Origin of the sequence: Bordetella genomosp. 9 (assembly GCF_002261425.1) — a bacterium.
Classification (GTDB): domain Bacteria; phylum Pseudomonadota; class Gammaproteobacteria; order Burkholderiales; family Burkholderiaceae_B; genus Bordetella_C.
This window is the reverse complement of record NZ_NEVJ01000003.1, coordinates 1,396,232-1,415,274: the sequence shown is the minus strand read 5'-3', so window position 1 is coordinate 1,415,274 and position 19,043 is coordinate 1,396,232. Positions and strand designations below refer to the sequence as shown.

Annotated in this window: 14 protein-coding genes and 2 rRNA genes; 6 read left to right on the top strand and 10 right to left on the bottom strand. The window is 63.8% G+C overall.

Annotated features, from left to right (window positions below; genetic code table 11):
• Positions 1–274: 274 nt before the first annotated feature.
• The 3 genes from CAL26_RS17530 (at position 275) to CAL26_RS17520 (ending at position 5,010) form a co-directional block, all read left to right on the top strand.
• Positions 275–3,161, top strand: a 23S ribosomal RNA gene (locus CAL26_RS17530).
• A 229-nt stretch (positions 3,162–3,390) separates the two neighbouring features.
• Positions 3,391–3,503: ribosomal RNA gene (rrf, locus tag CAL26_RS17525) — 5S ribosomal RNA — on the top strand.
• Between the two features lie 175 nt (positions 3,504–3,678).
• Positions 3,679–5,010, top strand: coding sequence for a dicarboxylate/amino acid:cation symporter (locus CAL26_RS17520; protein WP_094848101.1), 1,332 nt, complete (start codon positions 3,679–3,681; stop codon positions 5,008–5,010).
• 60 nt (positions 5,011–5,070) lie between these two features.
• Here the strand turns inward: CAL26_RS17520 and CAL26_RS17515 are convergent, their stop codons facing one another.
• The 7 genes from CAL26_RS17515 to CAL26_RS17485 all read right to left on the bottom strand — a co-directional run bounded on the left by CAL26_RS17515 (position 5,071) and on the right by CAL26_RS17485 (position 10,418).
• Entirely contained in the window at positions 5,071–5,700 is a 630-nt protein-coding gene (locus CAL26_RS17515; protein WP_094849937.1) for a Maf family protein, read from the bottom strand.
• Positions 5,701–5,757: 57 nt separating this feature from the next.
• Complete coding sequence (gene rlmH, locus CAL26_RS17510) at positions 5,758–6,228, bottom strand: 23S rRNA (pseudouridine(1915)-N(3))-methyltransferase RlmH (RefSeq protein ID WP_094848100.1); 471 nt, start codon at positions 6,226–6,228, stop codon at positions 5,758–5,760.
• A gap of 52 nt (positions 6,229–6,280) precedes the next feature.
• On the bottom strand, positions 6,281–6,676 hold the full coding sequence (rsfS, locus tag CAL26_RS17505; RefSeq protein WP_094848099.1) for a ribosome silencing factor: 396 nt from the start codon (positions 6,674–6,676) through the stop codon (positions 6,281–6,283).
• 72 nt (positions 6,677–6,748) lie between these two features.
• Positions 6,749–7,339, bottom strand: coding sequence for a nicotinate (nicotinamide) nucleotide adenylyltransferase (nadD, locus tag CAL26_RS17500; protein ID WP_094848098.1), 591 nt, complete (start codon positions 7,337–7,339; stop codon positions 6,749–6,751).
• Complete coding sequence (gene hemF, locus CAL26_RS17495) at positions 7,336–8,268, bottom strand: oxygen-dependent coproporphyrinogen oxidase (protein WP_094848097.1); 933 nt, start codon at positions 8,266–8,268, stop codon at positions 7,336–7,338. The genes nadD and hemF overlap by 4 nt, the downstream gene beginning before the upstream one ends.
• Positions 8,268–9,572: a phosphoribosylamine--glycine ligase gene (gene purD / locus CAL26_RS17490; RefSeq protein WP_094848096.1), complete on the bottom strand. Its 1,305-nt coding sequence runs from the start codon at positions 9,570–9,572 to the stop codon at positions 8,268–8,270. Before purD ends, hemF begins: the two co-directional genes overlap by 1 nt.
• A gap of 111 nt (positions 9,573–9,683) precedes the next feature.
• Complete coding sequence (locus CAL26_RS17485; protein ID WP_094848095.1) at positions 9,684–10,418, bottom strand: YebC/PmpR family DNA-binding transcriptional regulator; 735 nt, start codon at positions 10,416–10,418, stop codon at positions 9,684–9,686.
• Positions 10,419–10,567: 149 nt separating this feature from the next.
• Between CAL26_RS17485 and CAL26_RS17480 the strand changes: the two genes are divergently transcribed.
• The 3 genes from CAL26_RS17480 to CAL26_RS17470 all read left to right on the top strand — a co-directional run bounded on the left by CAL26_RS17480 (position 10,568) and on the right by CAL26_RS17470 (position 14,683).
• Complete coding sequence (locus tag CAL26_RS17480; RefSeq protein WP_094848094.1) at positions 10,568–12,106, top strand: helicase HerA-like domain-containing protein; 1,539 nt, start codon at positions 10,568–10,570, stop codon at positions 12,104–12,106.
• A gap of 121 nt (positions 12,107–12,227) precedes the next feature.
• Positions 12,228–13,289: a tartrate dehydrogenase gene (locus CAL26_RS17475; RefSeq protein ID WP_094848093.1), complete on the top strand. Its 1,062-nt coding sequence runs from the start codon at positions 12,228–12,230 to the stop codon at positions 13,287–13,289.
• Between the two features lie 536 nt (positions 13,290–13,825).
• Positions 13,826–14,683 carry a hypothetical protein gene (locus CAL26_RS17470; RefSeq protein ID WP_256988515.1) on the top strand — a complete coding sequence of 286 codons (858 nt, stop codon included), beginning with the start codon at positions 13,826–13,828 and terminating at the stop codon, positions 14,681–14,683.
• Positions 14,684–14,781: 98 nt separating this feature from the next.
• Here CAL26_RS17470 and CAL26_RS17465 read toward each other — a convergent pair whose 3' ends face one another.
• From CAL26_RS17465 to CAL26_RS17455, 3 genes are read right to left on the bottom strand one after another with little or no spacing between them, the layout of a single operon-like run.
• Complete coding sequence (locus CAL26_RS17465; protein ID WP_094848091.1) at positions 14,782–16,395, bottom strand: DHA2 family efflux MFS transporter permease subunit; 1,614 nt, start codon at positions 16,393–16,395, stop codon at positions 14,782–14,784.
• Positions 16,392–17,585: an HlyD family secretion protein gene (locus CAL26_RS17460; protein WP_094848090.1), complete on the bottom strand. Its 1,194-nt coding sequence runs from the start codon at positions 17,583–17,585 to the stop codon at positions 16,392–16,394. The genes CAL26_RS17465 and CAL26_RS17460 overlap by 4 nt, the downstream gene beginning before the upstream one ends.
• A 19-nt stretch (positions 17,586–17,604) precedes the next feature.
• Positions 17,605–19,041 (bottom strand): efflux transporter outer membrane subunit, encoded by a 1,437-nt coding sequence (locus CAL26_RS17455; protein ID WP_094848089.1) that lies wholly within the window; start codon positions 19,039–19,041, stop codon positions 17,605–17,607.
• Between the last annotated feature and the right edge of the window lie 2 nt (positions 19,042–19,043).

Genomic DNA, 19,043 nt, shown 5'->3' with positions numbered 1-19,043 from the left:
TCGATATGGCTTACGAGCCTTGATCGTTGAGTTTTTGACTCGACAGTTTTATTCGTTCTTTAACAATCTGGAAGAAGCACAACGAGAAGTATTGGCGGTGTGTTTATTGTCTGTATTGATAGCGATATCGATATGGCGATAAATGCGTCGTTGAATACGGGTTGTGATTGCATTAGTAGTTCAAACTCAAGTGAATTTGAACGGCACAAACGCAAAGTATCATGTCAGAGCAAGACGGTTGCTTGGAAGAGTTCTATAGCCATCAGCGTTATAGGATCAAGCGACTAAGTGCATATGGTGGATGCCTTGGCGATCACAGGCGATGAAGGACGTTGTAGCCTGCGAAAAGCTGCGGGGAGCTGGCAAACAAGCATTGATCCGCAGATATCCGAATGGGGAAACCCACCGTCGCGAGACGGTATCCTGGGCTGAATACATAGGCTCCAGGAAGCGAACCGGGTGAACTGAAACATCTCAGTAACTCGAGGAACAGAAATCAACCGAGATTCCGAAAGTAGTGGCGAGCGAAATCGGAAGAGCCTTTACGATTTAGCGCGTTGTATAGTCGAACGGGATGGAAAGCCCGGCCGTAGCAGGTGATAGCCCTGTAGGCGAAATGCAATGCGTGGAACTAGGCGTAAGAGAAGTAGGGCGGGACACGTGAAATCCTGTTTGAAGATGGGGGGACCATCCTCCAAGGCTAAATACTCGTGATCGACCGATAGTGAACCAGTACCGTGAGGGAAAGGCGAAAAGAACCCCGGAAGGGGAGTGAAATAGATCCTGAAACCGTATGCATACAAACAGTCGGAGCCTCCTTGTGGGGTGACGGCGTACCTTTTGTATAATGGGTCAGCGACTTACATTCAGTGGCGAGCTTAACCGGATAGGGAAGGCGTAGCGAAAGCGAGTCCGAATAGGGCGATTTTAGTCGCTGGGTGTAGACCCGAAACCAGATGATCTATCCATGGCCAGGTTGAAGGCACGGTAACACGTGCTGGAGGACCGAACCCACTAGTGTTGAAAAACTAGGGGATGAGCTGTGGATAGGGGTGAAAGGCTAAACAAATCTGGAAATAGCTGGTTCTCTCCGAAAACTATTTAGGTAGTGCCTCAAGTATGACTGCGGGGGGTAGAGCACTGTTATGGCTAGGGGGTCATGGCGACTTACCAAACCATGGCAAACTCCGAATACCCGCAAGTCCAGCTTGGGAGACAGAGCACCGGGTGCTAACGTCCGGACTCAAGAGGGAAACAACCCAGACCGCCAGCTAAGGTCCCGAATTATCGCTAAGTGGGAAACGAAGTGGGAAGGCTTAGACAGTCAGGAGGTTGGCTTAGAAGCAGCCATCCTTTAAAGAAAGCGTAATAGCTCACTGATCGAGTCGTCCTGCGCGGAAGATGTAACGGGGCTAAGCGATAAACCGAAGCTGCGGGTGTGCACTTTAGGGTGTACGCGGTAGGAGAGCGTTCTGTAAGCCTGTGAAGGTGACTCGTAAGGGTTGCTGGAGGTATCAGAAGTGCGAATGCTGACATGAGTAGCGATAAAGGGGGTGAAAAGCCCCCTCGCCGTAAGTCCAAGGTTTCCTGCGCAACGTTCATCGGCGCAGGGTGAGTCGGCCCCTAAGGCGAGGCAGAGATGCGTAGCTGATGGGAAGCTGGTTAATATTCCAGCACCATCGTACAGTGCGATGGGGGGACGGATTGCGGAAGATCATCAGGGTGTTGGATGTCCCTGTTGCTGCATTAGAGAGGGCGCTTAGGCAAATCCGGGCGCGTGACTCAAGGGTGTGGCACGAGCGAGCATGTCTCGCGAAGTGATTGGAAGTGGTTCCAAGAAAAGCCTCTAAGCTTCAGCTGTACGAGACCGTACCGCAAACCGACACAGGTGGACGGGATGAATATTCCAAGGCGCTTGAGAGAACTCGGGAGAAGGAACTCGGCAAATTGATACCGTAACTTCGGGAGAAGGTATGCCCCGGTAGTGTGAGGCGCCTGCGCGCTGAGCATGATGGGGTCGCAGAGAATCGGTGGCTGCGACTGTTTATTAAAAACACAGCACTCTGCAAAGACGAAAGTCGACGTATAGGGTGTGACGCCTGCCCGGTGCCGGAAGGTTAAGTGATGGGGTGCAAGCTCTTGATCGAAGCCCCGGTAAACGGCGGCCGTAACTATAACGGTCCTAAGGTAGCGAAATTCCTTGTCGGGTAAGTTCCGACCTGCACGAATGGCGTAACGATGGCCACACTGTCTCCTCCCGAGACTCAGCGAAGTTGAAGTGTTTGTGATGATGCAATCTACCCGCGGCTAGACGGAAAGACCCCATGAACCTTTACTGTAGCTTTGCATTGGACTGTGAACCGGCCTGTGTAGGATAGGTGGGAGGCGCGGAAACCGAGTCGCCAGATTCGGTGGAGCCGACCTTGAAATACCACCCTGGTCTGTTTGCGGTTCTAACCTTGGCCCGTTATCCGGGTTGGGGACAGTGCATGGTGGGCAGTTTGACTGGGGCGGTCTCCTCCCAAAGCGTAACGGAGGAGTTCGAAGGTACGCTAGGTACGGTCGGAAATCGTGCTGATAGTGCAATGGCATAAGCGTGCTTGACTGTGAGACTGACAAGTCGAACAGGTGCGAAAGCAGGACATAGTGATCCGGTGGTTCTGAATGGAAGGGCCATCGCTCAACGGATAAAAGGTACTCTGGGGATAACAGGCTGATACCGCCCAAGAGTTCATATCGACGGCGGTGTTTGGCACCTCGATGTCGGCTCATCTCATCCTGGGGCTGTAGCCGGTCCCAAGGGTATGGCTGTTCGCCATTTAAAGAGGTACGTGAGCTGGGTTTAAAACGTCGTGAGACAGTTTGGTCCCTATCTGCCGTGGGCGTTGGATACTTGACGGAGCCTGCTCCTAGTACGAGAGGACCGGAGTGGACGTACCTCTGGTGTACCGGTTGTCATGCCAATGGCATTGCCGGGTAGCTATGTACGGAAGAGATAACCGCTGAAGGCATCTAAGCGGGAAACTCGTCTGAAGATTAGGTATCCCGGGGCCTCGAGCCCCCTGAAGGGTCGTTCAAGACCAGGACGTTGATAGGTCGGGTGTGGAAGCGCAGTAATGCGTTAAGCTAACCGATACTAATTGCCCGTGCGGCTTGATCCTATAACCCTGATGGTTGACAGCACCATCCAAAGCAAGCGGCTTGCATAAAGCCATGATGCTTGCGAATGTGCCCGCAATCCCAACCCGAATTCAACACCAAGCAGTACCACGCAGCACCCCCCAATACCCTCGACCTGGCCCGCGCCAACAGCGCGCCAGGCGTGCTTCTCCCAGATTGGCGTGACGCGAACGCTCCCACACGAGCGCACGCGCCGCGCAACCCTTTACGCCTGACGACCATAGCAAGGTGGTCCCACTCCTTCCCATCCCGAACAGGACAGTGAAACGCCTTCGCGCCGATGATAGTGGACGGACGTCTGTGAAAGTAGGTCATCGTCAGGCTCTTATCCCCAAAACCCCGCTGCACGCTGCAGCGGGGTTTTGCTTTTGGAATTCACATTTCCACGCCGGGCGCCGCCGGGCCGGCGCATGAAGTGCGATAATCCGCGCAGGCGCGCAACGAGCACGCGCTCGCGGTCAGCACGACGCCATACGACAGAAAATAAGTGGATGAGCAATGATCGAAATAGATCAAACCGCGGTACCGCGGAAGCAGAAGTTCTATCAGATTCTCTATGTGCAGGTATTGGTCGCCATCGTCATCGGCATCCTTCTCGGGTACTACAAGCCTGACACCGCGGAAGCCATGCGGCCGCTGGGAGACGGTTTCATCAAGCTGGTGAAACTGATCATCGCGCCGGTGATCTTCCTGACCGTCAGTACCGGCATCGCCGGCATGAACGACCTCAAGCGTGTGGGCCGCGTCGCGGGCAAGGCCTTCATCTACTTCCTGGTGTTCTCCACCATCGCGCTGATCGTCGGCATCCTGGTCAGTCACCTGGTGCAGCCGGGCGCGGGCATGCATGTGGATCCGCGCACACTGGACAACAAGGCCGTCGCCGATTACGTCACCAAGGCCCACGACACGACCGTCACCGGGTTCCTGATGAACGTCATCCCCAGTTCGCTGGCCGGACCGTTCGTCACGGGCGATATCCTGCAGGTGCTGTTCGTCTCGGTGTTGTTCGGCGTGGCGCTGGCCCTGGTCGGCGAACGCGGCAAGCCGATCCTGAATCTGCTGAACGCGCTGGCGCATCCCATCTTCAAGATGGTGGCCATCCTGATGCGCGCGGCGCCCATCGGCGCCTTCGGCGCGATGGCGTTCACCATCGGCAAGTACGGCATCAAGTCGGTGATCAACCTGGCCGCGCTGGTCGGCACGTTCTACGGCACGGCCATCCTGTTCGTGTTGATCGTGCTCGGCGCGGTGGCGCGCTACAACGGCTTTTCCATCATCAAGCTGGTGCGCTACATCCGCGAAGAGTTGCTGCTGGTGTTGGGTACCAGTTCTTCCGAAGCCGCGCTGCCCAGCCTGATGCAGAAGATGGAACGCGCCGGTTGCTCGAAGTCCGTCGTGGGCCTGGTGGTGCCCACCGGCTATTCGTTCAACCTGGACGGCACCAACATCTACATGACGATGGCGGCGCTGTTCATCGCCCAGGCTTGCGACATCCATCTGTCGCTGGGCGACCAGATCCTGCTGCTGCTGGTCGCCATGCTCAGCTCCAAGGGCGCGGCCGGGGTCACGGGCTCCGGTTTCATCACGCTGGCCGCCACATTGTCTGTCGTGCCCAGCCTGCCGGTCGCCGGCATGGCGTTGATCCTGGGCGTGGACCGCTTCATGTCCGAATGCCGGGCGCTGACCAACCTGGTCGGCAACGCCACGGCATCGGTGGTGGTGGCCCGTTGGGAAGGGCAATTGGACAAGGACGCCCTGGACGCCGCGCTGAACGGGCGTCCCGCGCCGGCGTCCACACAGATATCGGAACCCGCCGCCGTAGGCCGCTGACGATTTCGAAATCGCGGTCCGGATGCCTCGATGCCGAAACGCGTCGAGGCATTTTGCTTATCAGGGCAGGATGATGTCGGCCCGCCGCAGCAGCGCCGCGGTTTCGAACAGAGGCAGTCCCATCACCCCGGTATAGCTGCCTTCGATACGTTCGATGAAGGCGGCCGCCAGCCCCTGTATTCCATACGCGCCGGCCTTGCCGTAGGGTTCGCCGCTATCGCAATAACGCGCGATCTCATCGGCGTCCAGCGCCCGCATGCGCACGGTCGTGACCGAGACTTTCTCATGCAGCCGGTCATGCGCGATCAGGGCGACGGCGGTATGGACTTCATGGCAGGCGCCCGACAGGCGCGCGAGCATGCGGATGGCGTCGTCGCGGCCCAGCGGTTTGCCCAGCACGTCGCCATTCAGGATGACGGTGGTATCGGCGGCCAGCAGCGGCCGGGGCGGCAGGCCTTGCTCTTGGCGATAGCGCTCGCCACGCACGGCTTTTTCGCGCGCGGTCCGGCGGACATAATCCGCGGCCGGTTCGCCCGCGTGCCGGGGTTCGTCTTCACCCGGCGGCGCCGGTACCTCGAGGACCCGATGCGCCAGGCCCATCTGGTTGAGCAATTCGCGGCGGCGCGGGCTGGCCGACGCAAGATACAGGCGCGGATCGGATGGGGATGCGGGATGGGAATCGGACGGCATGGCGTTCAAATCAGGCGTTCAAATCAGGCGTGCAATAAGCCGACTGGGCGACGGCGCTCAGGCCCGATGATACGGGTGATTCGACAGGATCGCCCAGGCCCGATAAAGCTGTTCGGCCAGCAGCACGCGCACCATGGGGTGGGGCAGGGTCAGGGATGACAGGCGGATCAGTCCGTCGCAGGAGGATTTCAGCGTCGCATCCATCCCGTCGGGGCCACCGACCAGGAAGGCGACGTCGCGCCCCTGTCCGCGCCATTGCTCCAGGCTCTTGGCCAAGGCCGCCGTGGTCAGGTCGCGTCCTCGCTCGTCCAGTGCGATGCGCAGGGCACCCGGGGGGACGGCGGCTTCGATGCGTTTGGCTTCCGCGGCCATCATCTGCGCGGGCGTCTTGCCGCTGGTGCGCGGCTCGGGCTTGACCTCGCGCAGTTCGAGCGCGCAGTCGGGCGGCAGGCGGCGCGCATAGTCGTCCCACGCCGTTTCCACCCACGCCGGCATCCGGTTCCCGACCGCGATGACGATCAGCTTCACGGTTTCAGGATCCGGACCGTGGCAGCGGATTCATCGCGTGCTGGATTCGCGCTCAAATATCGTCTTCGTCGTACGTCGCGCCGGACATGACCGTGCGCGAGGATTCCGGCAACAGCTTGACGCGCACCGGCTTGCCGCCCCAGATTTCTTCCAGGTTGTAGTACTCGCGGATGGCGGGCTGCATGACGTGGACGACGATATCGCCCAAGTCCACGATGACCCATTCGCCGGTGTCTTCGCCTTCCACGGTGACGGACAATTTCAGGGCGCGGCCACGATTGGCGACGCTGGACGCCAAGGCACGGGTTTGCCGGTTCGACGTTGCGCTGGCAATGACGACGCGGTCGAACAGGCTGGTCAGGTGGGTGACGTTGAAGATCTTGATATCTTGCGCCTTGACGTCTTCGAGGGCGTCAATCACGGCGCGCTGTAATTTCTGTATTTCCATGGTCGCAACTATAACCCCCGGTCGTGGGTTTAGGCGTGCCAGTGCCTACACATCGTTGGAAAGCAGCCACGCCTAGTCACGGTAGAGCTGATGGGCGCCGATATAGCGCCAAACCGGCTCCGGCAACAGGTCATTGACCGGCAACCCGCGTGCCAGGCGCTCGCGGATGGCGGATGCGGAGACAGGCATTTCCGCGAACGGCAGGGTTTCCACCTGCCGGCCCAGGGCGGCCAGGTGCTGCCGCAGGTCCGCCGGGGGATCCATTGGGGCGCCGGGACGCACGGCCACGGCCAGGTCCACCCGCTCGACGATGGTGCGCCAATCGCGCCAGGTGCAGAAATTGGCCAGCTGATCCGATCCCAATAACCAGACGTAGCGCGGCCCGGGCGGCAGGGCGCCGACGGTGTCCACGGTATAGGTCGGGCCGCCGCGGTCGATTTCCATCGTGTTGAGCACGATGCCCGGCTCGCTGGCGATCGCCAGGCGAACCATTTCGCAGCGCTGCTCGGCGGTCGCCTGCAACGGTTGCCGTTGCCACGGCGCGGCGGCAGGGATCAGCTGGACCTGCGACAGGTGAAGTTCGCGCAACGCGGCGCGCGCCAGCGCGATATGGGCGATATGGATCGGATCGAAGCTCCCGCCGAGCAGGCCGATGCGATTCAAAGCCAGTCCCGGGCCACGAGAAATCCCGCCAGCGCGGCCTCCGGCGTGCCGGGCTCGGGCTTCCAGTCATAACGCCAGTTCGCGACCGGCGGCATGGACAGCAGGATGGATTCGGTGCGGCCGCCGGATTGCAGGCCGAACAGCGTGCCACGGTCGTACACCAGATTGAATTCGACGTAGCGTCCGCGCCGATAGGCCTGGAAGGAACGCTCCCGTTCGCCATACGGCTCGTCCTTGCGCAGCTCCACGATGGGAATGTAGGCATGCAGGAAAGCATCGCCGACGTCGCGCACCAGCGCGAAGCAGGCGTCGAAACCGGGTTCGGCCAGGTCATCGAAGAATATGCCGCCGATGCCCCGGGTTTCGCCGCGATGCTTCAGGTAGAAGTACTCGTCGCACCACTGCTTGAAACGCGGGTAGTACTCGTCGCCATGCGCGGCAAGCGCATCCCGGCAGGTGCGGTGGAAGTGGCGTGCGTCGTCTTCGAAGGCGTAGTAGGGCGTCAGATCCATGCCGCCGCCGAACCAGTAGGCCGAGCTTTCGCCGCTATGGCGCGCGGGCGCGACGAACAGGCGCACATTCATGTGCACGGTCGGCACGTAGGGATTGCGCGGATGCAGCACCAGGGACACGCCCATGGCCTGCCAGGGCCGTCCCGCCAGGTCGGGCCGTCGCGCGCTGGCCGAAGGCGGCAGGTTGCTGCCCATGACGTGGCTGAACAGCACCGCGGCGCGCTCGAACACCTGGCCGCCTTCCAGCATGCGCGAAACGCCGCCGCCGCCTTCCGGCCGTTCCCACGTATCCGTGCGGAATGCCGTGCCATCCACCTGTTCCAGGCTCGCGACGATGCGCGCCTGCAGGTTGGCGAAATAGTCGCGCGCGGATTCGACGGCGGACTCGAAGGGCAGGGAGGCGGGTTCGGCGTTCATCAGGTAGTTGCCTTGGGTTTGGGCGGTACGCGCTTGAGGGCGCGCCAGCCGATGTCGGTACGGTACTGGCGGCCGTCGAACGCGATCCGCTCCACGGTTTCGTATGCGCGCTCGCGCGCCATGCGCACGGAATCCCCGAGGGCCGTCACGCACAGGACGCGACCGCCTGTGGTCTTGATCTGATCGCCGTCCAGGCGCGTGGCGGCATGGAAAACCATGCAGTCGGCGGCGTCCTCCGGCAAGCCGGAGATCACATCCCCAATGCGAGGTGTACCGGGGTAATTGTGCGCCGCCAGCACCACGCCCAGGGCGGTGCGCCGGTCCCAGACGATGTCCGCCTGGTTCAGCGTTCCGGCAATCGCATGTTCCACGACATCGACGAAGTCGCTTTTGATCCGCATCATGATCGGCTGCGTTTCCGGATCGCCCATGCGGCAGTTGTATTCCAGGACCTTGATGGGCCGGTCCGGATCGTCGCCGGGCGCAATCATCAGGCCCGCATACAGGAAGCCGGTATAGGGCAGCCCGTCGCGCGCCATGCCCTGCACCGACGGCAGGATGACTTCGCGCATGATGCGATGGTGCATTTCCGGCGTGACGACCGGCGCCGGCGAGTAGGCGCCCATGCCGCCGGTGTTGGGACCCTGGTCGCCATCCTGCAGCCGCTTATGGTCCTGGCTGGTCGCCAGCGCCAGCACGTTGCGGCCGTCCACCATCACGATGAAGCTGGCTTCCTCGCCCTGCAGGCATTCCTCGATCACGACGCGCGCGCCCGCCGCGCCCAGCGAACCGTCGCCCAGCATGGCGTCCACCGCGGCATGCGCCTCGTCGACAGTGGTGGCGACGACCACGCCCTTGCCGGCCGCCAGGCCGTCGGCCTTGATGACGATGGGCGCGCCTTCCTGGTCGATATACGCATGCGCGAGCGCCGGGTCGGTGAAGGTCTGGTAGCGCGCGGTGGGGATGTTGTGCCGCACCATGAAGGCCTTGGCGTAATCCTTCGAGCTTTCCAGTTGCGCCGCCGCCTTGGTCGGGCCGAAGATCTTCAGGCCCCGGGCGCGGAATACGTCGACCACGCCCGCGGCCAGGGGCGCTTCCGGGCCCACCACGGTGAGCGCGACGCCTTCGCGCTGGACGAAGTCCGCCAGTTCGTCGGCATTGGTCAGCGCGACATTCTGCAGGCTGCCGTGCTGTGTGCCGCCGTTGCCGGGTGCCACGAATACTTTGTGCACGCGCGGCGACTGCGCCAGCCGCCAGGCGAGGGCATGTTCGCGGCCGCCCGAACCGATAACCAGGAGTTTCATAATGGATGGGATAGATAGGAAAACGATGGGCCGGCGGACGGCCCGCGCGCGGCGAGCTGCCAGGACGGCGGCCGGCAGGGTCGGACCCGCGCGGGGCGGGCCCTGTAAGGATCAGGCGCCGGTTTCATCGAGGACGGCCGTGGTGTAGACCTCTTGCACGTCGTCCAGTCCTTCGAGGGCGTCGAGCAGCTTCTGCATCTTGACCGCGTCCTCGCCGGTGAGCTCGGTTTCATTCAACGCCTTCATGATGACGCCGTCCATTTCCGCCTTCATGCCGGCCGCTTCGAAGGCCTGCCGCACCGCGGCATAGTCGGCGGGCGCGCAGACGACTTCGATCACGCCTTCAGCGTCGGTCATCACGTCTTCGGCGCCGGCTTCCAACGCGGTTTCCATGACCTTGTCTTCCGGCGTGCCGGGCGCGAAGATGAACTGGCCGCAGTGCTTGAACATGAAGGCGACGGAACCTTCCTGGCCCAGGTTCCCGCCGTTCTTGGCGAATGCATGGCGCACTTCGGCCACCGTACGGGTCCGGTTGTCCGTCATGCAGTCGACGATCACCGCCGCGCCGCCCACGCCGTAGCCTTCGTAGCGGACTTCTTCATAGTTGTCGCCATCCGCGCCGCCTGCGCCGCGCTGGATCGCGCGCTGGATGTTGTCCTTGGGCATGTTGGCGTCGGTGGCCTTGTCCCAGGCCAGCCGCAGGCGCGGGTTGCTTTCCGGATCGGCACCCCCCGCCCGCGCGGCAACGGTGATCTCACGGATGATCTTGGTCCACAGCTTGCCGCGCTTGGCGTCTTGGCGCCCCTTGCGGTGCTGGATATTGGCCCATTTACTGTGTCCGGCCATGGCTTTCCGAATAAGGTTGAGGCAAAGACGGCCATTTTACCGTGCCGTCCCCGCGCGGTGCGGCCGACATGTTGCGTGCTTGCACGGTGGGGCGGAGAATGCCCGGGCGGCCCGCGCCCCGGCCGCGCCAAATTCAACGGGAGACCGCCATGCCAGACACCGCTCCATCGCCACCCGTCCTGCGGGTTGCACGGCACGACGGCCAGGACCTGGGCCTGCTGCCCGGCATGGCCAATCGGCACGGCTGCATCACCGGCGCCACCGGCACCGGCAAGACCGTCACGCTGCAGGTGCTGGCCGAGCAGTTCTCGCGCATCGGTACACCGGTCTTCCTGGCCGATGTCAAAGGCGACCTGACCGGCATCTCGCAAGCCGGCGTCCCCAGTCCCAAGCTGCGCCAGCGGCTGGACACGCTGGGCCTGGACGAGCCCGCCTGGGGCGCGACGCCGGCCATCCTCTGGGACGTTTTCGGCCAGCAGGGCCACCCGGTGCGCGCCACCGTGTCGGACCTGGGCCCGCTTCTGCTGTCGCGCATGCTGGAACTCAACGACACGCAGGAAGGCGTGTTGTCCATGGTCTTCAAGGTCGCCGACGACGAAGGCCTGCTGCTGCTGGACCTGAAGGACCTGCGGGCGATGCTGCAGGACGTCGCCGACCGCGCCGCCGAACTCAAGACGCGCTACGGCAACGTGTCGGCCGCGACCGTGGGCGCCATCCAGCGCGGATTGCTGCGGCTGGAGTCGCAGGGCGCCGACGATTTCTTCGGCGAACCGATGCTGGACATCGCCGACCTCATGCGCGTGGACGGCGAAGGCCGCGGCGTGGTCAGCATCCTCGCGGCGGACAAGCTGATGCAGGCGCCTCGCCTCTACGCCGTTTTCCTGCTCTGGCTGCTGGCCGAGCTCTATGAAAAACTGCCCGAACTCGGCGATCCGGAAAAGCCGCGCCTGGTGTTTTTCTTCGACGAGGCGCACCTGCTGTTCGAGGACGCGCCCAAGGCGCTGCTGGACCGGGTCGAGCAGGTCGTCCGCCTGGTCCGGTCCAAGGGCGTCGGGGTGTACTTCGTGACGCAGAACCCGCTGGATATTCCGGAAACCGTGCTGGGACAGCTGGGCAACCGCATCCAGCACGCGCTGCGCGCGTTCACGCCGCGGGACCAGAAAGCGGTGCGCACGGCGGCGCAGACCATGCGGCCGAATCCGCAACTCGATCTGGAGCAGGCCATCACCGAGCTGGCCGTAGGCGAGGCCCTGGTGTCGCTGCTGGACGAAAAAGGACGCCCTGGCGTCACGCAGCGCGCCTGGATCGCGCCGCCCGCCAGCCGCATCGGGCCCGCCACCGCCGCGGAGCGCGAGGCCTTGCGCGCGGGATCGCCGGTGAAAGGCAAGTACGAGCAGGCGGTGGACAGGGACTCGGCTTATGAGGTCCTGGGCCGCCGCGCGGCCGGGCCCGCCGGTCCGGCGGATGCGCCCGCCCGGCCGGCCGGCACGCCAGGCGCTCCCGGCACGGAAAGCAAGGGCGGCGGGGTGATGGACGGATTGAACGACGTTCTGTTCGGCTCCACCGGCCCGCGCGGCGGCCGCCGGGACGGCGTGGTGCAGACCATGGCGAAAACCGCGATGCGCTCGGTCGCGCGCGAATTGGTGCGTGGCGTGCTCGGCTCTCTGCTGGGGTCGCGACGCCGCTGATCCTGTCCCGCCCCTTGCCGTTTGTTCGATAATGGCGGGCGTGATGGCACCAGCGGATATCGACGGACATCGATGAACGTCAACGAAGATCAACGACAACACATGGATATGGAGACTCGGCGTGGCTAAGAAACACAGAATCGCGGTAATCCCCGGCGACGGTATCGGCAAGGAGGTCGTCCCGGAAGGGCTGCGCGTGCTGGACGCCGCCGCGGCGAAGTTCGGCATCGACTTCCAATGGGACCATTTCGACTGGAGCTGCGACTACTACGCCCGGCATGGCAAGATGATGCCCGACGACTGGGCCGCGCAGATCGGCGGGCACGAGGCGATCTTCTTTGGCGCCATCGGCTGGCCCGACGCGGTGCCGGACCACGAAGCCCTCTGGGGCTCGCTGTTCCGCTTTCGCCGCGATTTCGACCAATACATCAATCTGCGCCCCGTTCGCCTGATGCCGGGCGTGGTTTCCCCGCTGGCCAACCGCAAGCCCGGCGACATCGATTTCTTCATCGTTCGCGAAAATACCGAAGGCGAGTATTCCAATAGCGGCGGCAAGCTGTTTGCCGGCACCGACCGCGAAATCGTCATCCAGGAAAGCGTTTTTACCCGCGTCGGCGCGGAGCGCGTCCTGAAGTTCGCTTTCGAGCTGGCGCGCAAGCGCGGCAAGCATCTGACGGCGGCCACCAAGTCCAACGGCATTTCCATCTCCATGCCGTGGTGGGACGAGCGAGTTGCCGAAATGGCGCAGCGCTACCCGGACGTACGCTGGGACAAGTACCACATCGATATCCTGTGCGCCCACTTCGTCCAGCGCCCCGACATGTTCGACGTGGTCGTGGCATCCAACCTGTTCGGCGACATTCTTTCCGACTTGGGCCCGGCCTGCACCGGGACCATCGGCATCGCGCCTTCCGCCAACCTGAATCCGGAGCGCAAGTTCCCGTCCCTGTTCGAGCCGGTCCACGGGTCGGCGCCCGACATCTACGGCAAGGGCATCGCGAACCCGATCGGGCAGATCTGGAGCGGCGCCCTGATGCTGGATTTCCTGGGCTATCCGGACGCCGCCGCCGCGGTGGTCGCGGCGATCGAGGACGTCCTGGCGAACGGGCCGCGCACGCCCGATATGAATGGGCAGGCCAGCACGGAAGATGTCGGCCGCGCGGTCGCCGAACGGCTCGCCTGAGGGGCGCCGAAGGGGCTTGCCGAAGGGGCGCCGCGCAGGCGGCCCCCAAGAGGCGCCCGCGAGAGGCCCCCGTGAGAGGCCGCCGCAAGCAAATGTAAACATTGGCCCTAAGGATGTTCCCAAGCCAATGCAGGGCGATACGTGCTATGGTTGGGGCGTCCCTTTTTTTGCTGCGGCATAGAAGCCGCAAGGTCCCGTCAGGGCCCCGGAAGTTTGTAAATTCCTCGGGAATTTCAAACTATTGACTGCGCCGGGAAGGTATAGTTTAACTACGGCCGAGCGCGGATTTCCGTGCTGCGTCCCCGGTACTTCCAGATCGCGCTGTACATTTTTGTACGTTTGCGCCCTCACGTTCGAGTTTGGCATTGTTATCTTCCACAAGTTTGGCTGCCGACAACGCGGATTCCCTGGTTGCGGGGAAGGCGCCACTGCTTCCCGAAAGCGGTAGCGTTGCTGTCGCCGACGATGGCACGGTAGGGGATAAGCCGCTTGACCGGTTCTGGCGCAAGTTCTACGCGCTGTTCCGCAGCCGCCGCATGCAGCACAATCGCCACCTGTGGCCTTACGTGTCCATCGCGCGCGACGAACAGGGCGCGATCAACGCGTTTTCGGCCTTCCGCCACGCCGTCCCGGTGACGCCGTTGCAGGATGCGTTCGACGAACGCCACGACACGGTGCACGTGATACTGAGCGGGCCGTCGGTCGGGGAAATCCAGTGCGACAAGCTGCCGATCAAGGCGGCCATGGGCGTCAATGGCTCGATTTCCCTGGCGCGCCAATTCGACATCCCGTTCCGCTATTACTGCGTGATCGACCAGAATTTCGTGCGCCGCCGCATCGACCTGATGCGCGAGGTCGTCGAACGCGATCTGACCTTGTTCGTCACGCCGGATGTCCTGCGCTACATGGTCCAGGGCATGCCTTGGCCGGAACGTTACCGCTGCCGCGTCTGCGTCATCGAAGTCGTGTCCGAACGCGCCTATCTGCCGCATTTCAATCCCGAAGAACTGTCCGCCATGGCCCAGGCCAACCCGGCGCTGTCGCTCTTCGATTCGCAGCGTTCGCTGGGCTATAGCTTCGACCTGGCCAGCGGGGTGTTCGATGCCGATACCGTGGCCTATGCCGCGCTGCAGATCCTGGTGGCGGGCGGCGTCGGCCGCATCTATATGCACGGCCTGGACCTGGGATTCTCCGGCGCACGCCGCTTCTACAAGGAAGCCCAGCCGGAGAACAGCCGCCTGGTGCGCAATTTCGATCGGCTGATCGAACCGTCCTTCTCGCATGCGGCCGCCTTGCTCAAGGCGCGCGGCGTCGACGTGTTCAACCTGTCGCTGAACAGCGCCCTGTCGGATCGGATCATGCCCAAACTGGATTGGCGCACGCTGGTTTCCTGAACCAGCCGCCATGGAAAAGGCCCCCGGTGGCGTGCAGCAGGCTGCATGCGACCGGGGGCCTTTTCCTTGGGTCGGTGGCGGCGCCGGACCGCCTTTGCTCAGTGGGCGCCGGCGGCGGCTTCCGCCGCGCCCGCATCCTTGGCGCGCGTCGGGCGTGCGAACCACACCAGCCCGGTCAGCAGCAGGAACACGATGGCCGAACCGTAGAAGACGTCCAGCGCCGACATCGTGAACGCCTGGGTATCCAGCATGCCGTTCAAGGTGTGCAGCGCCTGGCTCGCCGACATGCCCAGCGTCGACAGGCCGTGCATGATCTGGTCATAGGCATGCGAACCGGGCACCGCCGTCTCGGCCAGCCGCGCATGGTGCAGCGTGGCGCGGTTTTCCCACAGCGTGGTGGCGATGGACGTGCCGAAGGCGCCCGCGGTCAGGCGGCAGAAGTTCGACAGTCCGGCGGCGGCCGGGATACGCCACGGCTCCAGTCCCGACAGCGTAATGGACGTCAACGGCACGAAGAAGGCCGCCATGGCCGCGCCCTGGATGATCGTGGGGATCATCAACGCGCCCATGTCGGTCTGCGGCGTGAAGCTGGCGCGCATATAGCAGACCAGCGCGAAGACGCAGAAAGCGAAGGTGACGATCTGCCGCGGATCGCGCGTGGCCAGCATGCGGCCGACCACGGGCGTCAGGACGATGGCCAGTATTCCTACCGGCGCCGTCACGATGCCGGCATCGGTCGCGGTGTAGTTCATATTGCTTTGCAGCCACAGCGGCAGCAGCACCACGTTGCCGAAGAACACGCCGTAGGCGATGGCCAGCGTCGCGGCGCCTATCGTGAAGTTGCGTCCCTTGAACAAACGCAGGTCGACGATGGGATGGTGTTCCGTCAGCTCCCAGATGATGAAGAAGACGAACGCGATCACCGTCACCACGGCCAGTCCGATGATGGTCGGGCTTTGGAACCAGTCCAGTTCCTTGCCTTTGTCCAGCATGATCTGCATGGCGCCGACCCACACCACCAGCAGCACCAGGCCGACCTTGTCGATGGGCAGTTTGTGGGTGACCGACTCACGGTCCTTGTAGATGCGCCAGCTGAACCAGGCCGCGATCAATCCCACCGGGACGTTGATATAGAAAATCCAGGGCCATGAATAGTTGTCGGATATCCAGCCGCCCAGCAGCGGTCCCGCCACCGGCGCCACCAGCGTCGTCATCGACCAGACCGCCAGCGCCATGCCTGCCTTCTGCTTGGGAAAGCTGGCCAGCATCAGCGTCTGCGACAAGGGAATCATCGGGCCCGCCACCGCCCCTTGCAGCACGCGAAACGCGATCAAGGTTTCGAGCGTGGGCGCGAAACCGCACAGCCACGACGCGATGACGAACAGCAGCGTCGACGTCACGAACAGGCGCACCTGGCCGAAGCGCTGCGTCAGCCAGCCGGTCAGGGGCACGGTAATGGCGTTGGCCACCGCGAAGGACGTGATGACCCATGTGCCCTGGCTGGTGCTGACGCCCAGGTCGCCGGAGATGGTCGGGATGGACACGTTGGCGATCGACGTGTCCAGCACATTCATGAACACCGCCGTCGACAGCGCGATGGATCCGATCACCCGCAGGCTGCCTTCCAGGGGCGGATAGCTGGCCGGCCGCTGCTCGGCCGGAGCGGCCGGCGCGTCGGCGCGAGCATCGTCGGCGTTGCTGGCGGGATTCATTGCGCGAGGTTCTCTTGAACGATTTTCTGGATCATGGCGTCGACCTGTGTGTGGTCGGGCTCGAAGGCCTTGGTCGCCAGCGCCGGCTCCGCGCGCGGCGTCTGTTCGGTGACCGACGCGCCGTCCTTCTTGCTCAGGTCGACTTCGACGTCCATGGACAGGCCGATCCGCAGCGGGTGCGCCTTCAGCTCCTGCGGATCCAGCGCGATGCGCACGGGCACGCGCTGCACGACCTTGATCCAGTTGCCGGTGGCGTTCTGCGCCGGCAGCAGGGCGAATGCGCTACCCGTACCCGCGTCCAGCCCGATGACCTTGCCATGGTAGGTGACGCTGCCGCCGTAGAGATCGGCCGTCAGCGTTGCCGGCTGGCCCACGCGCATCTCGCGCAGCTGGCCTTCCTTGAAGTTGGCTTCCACCCAGACCTGGTCCAGCGGCACGACGTTCATCAAGGTATTGCCCGGGGCCACGCGCTGGCCGACCTGCACGCTGCGGCGCGCGACCATGCCGGTGACCGGCGCCGGCAGCACGGTGCGCGATTGCGCCAGCCAGGCGTTGCGCAGCTCGGCTTCGGCCTCGCGTACGTCCGGATGGTTTTCAACCGTGGTGCCGTGCGTCAGGGCCTGGTTGGTCGCCAGCTTGGCCTTGGAGGCTTCCAGCGCGGCCTGGGCCTGCGCCACGCCGGACTCGGCCGACTTCAGCGTCGTCTGCGCGTGCAGAATTTCCTCGCCGCTGACGCCGCCCGATTTGGCCAGCGTCTGGCGACGCGCCAGGTCGCTGCGGGCCCGCGTCAGGTCGGCCTGCGCACGTTCCAGATCGGCCTTGCGCACGGCGATGTCGGCCGCCAGGGCGTCGTTCTGGACGTAGAGCGTGCGCACCTGCCGCACGGTCTGCGCCAGCTTGGCTTCGGCCTGGCGCAGGGCGATGTCGGTGTCGGACGGGTCGAGGCGAACCAGCGGCGCGCCCGCTTCGATCGTCTCGGTATCGTCGGCCTCGATGGCCACCACGGTGCCGGGCACCTGGGGCGTGATCTGCACCAGGTTGCCGTGGACATAGGCATCGTCGGTGTCTTCGAAATGCGAGCCGACCAGCCACCACCAGGCACCGTAGGCGATGGCGAGCAGCACGAACACACCCGTTGCGATCAGCATCAGGCGCTTGCGTTTGGGATTGGAAGTTTGAGGGGCATTCATGACGTCGGTCCGATGATCTTCAATGGGTAGTGTTCGAGGTGTCCTGCTGGGCGAGCTCCGCATTGGCGGGCGCCGGCACGTAGCCGCCGCCCAATGCATTGGCCAGCTCGGCGTCCAGCTTGTAGGCGCGGAAGCGCAGATCCGTTTCCAGACGGGCCTGCGTCAGCACGTCGTTCTGCGCCACCAGCACGGTCAGGTAGTTGCCCAGCCCGGCCTTGTAGCGGTTCACCGCCAGGTCGTATGCCGCGTCGATGGACTCGCGCGCCTGGCGCTGTTCCACCGTTTCACGGTCGATCAGCCGCAAGGCGTCCAGCGCATCCGCGACCTGCCGGACGGCATCGAGCACGGTCTGGTTGTAGTCCGACACCGCCAGGTCGGTGTCCGCGCGGCGGCCGGCCAGGTTCGCGTTCAGTTCGCCGCCATGGAATATCGGCAGGGAGATCGCGGGGCCGATGTTGGCGGCGTGGCTGGCGGCTTGCAGCAGATTGTTGGTGCCCAGGGCCTGGAAGCCGATAAAAGCGGTGATGTTGACGTTGGGGTAGAAGTCCGCCTTGGCCACATCGATGGTCTTGCGGGCGGCTTCCGCGCGCCAGCGCGCGGCGACGACGTCGGCGCGATGGCCCAGCAATTCCAGCGGGACCGAAGCCGGAAGGCCGCCCGCCGGCACCGTCAGGTTGGTTTCCTGCAGGCTCTGGCCGCGCGCCGGACCCGCGCCGGCCAGCGCCGCGACCTGGTTGCGCAATTGCGCCAGCGTGGTCTCCACCTGAGTGGCCTGCACCTTGGCCGAGGCCAGCTGCGATTCCGCCTGCTTGACCTCCACCTGGGTATCCAGGCCGGCGCTGAAACGCTGCCGCGTGATGGACAGGGCGTCGTCACGCTGCGCGATGATGCGCTGGAGCACCTTGCGCTGGGCGAAGGCGTTCTGCAGGCTCAGGTAGCTCTGCACCATGGCGCTGGACAACATCGTGCGGGCCGCCTGCCTGTCGGCCTCGGCCGCCTGTTCGCGCGACAGGGCGGACTGCAGGGCGGAGCGGTTCTTGCCCCAGAAATCCAGCTCATAGCTGAAGTTCAATCCCAGGCTGTTGTCGCTCTGCACCGATCCCCCCAGCGGATCCGGATAGATGTACGTCTTGGAGATGTGTTCGCGCTGCAGCGAATAGTTGGCATCCACGCGGGGCAGCAGCGGGGCACGGGCGCCGCTGACGGCGGCATTGGCCTGCGCCAGCCGGGCCTGCGCCGCGCTGATGGACGGATTGTTCGCCAACGCTTCCTGCACCAGGCCATCCAGTTGGGGATCGCCGTAGCGCTGCCACCACTGCGTCGTCGGCCAGGCGGCCGCCTGGTCCGACAGGCCCAGTTTCTGCTCCGTAAGCTCGGCCACGGGCGTGGGTCCTTTCTCCATGAAGGCGCAACCGCTCAAGGCGATCACCAATAGCAAAGTAGAGAGGCGTTTCATAG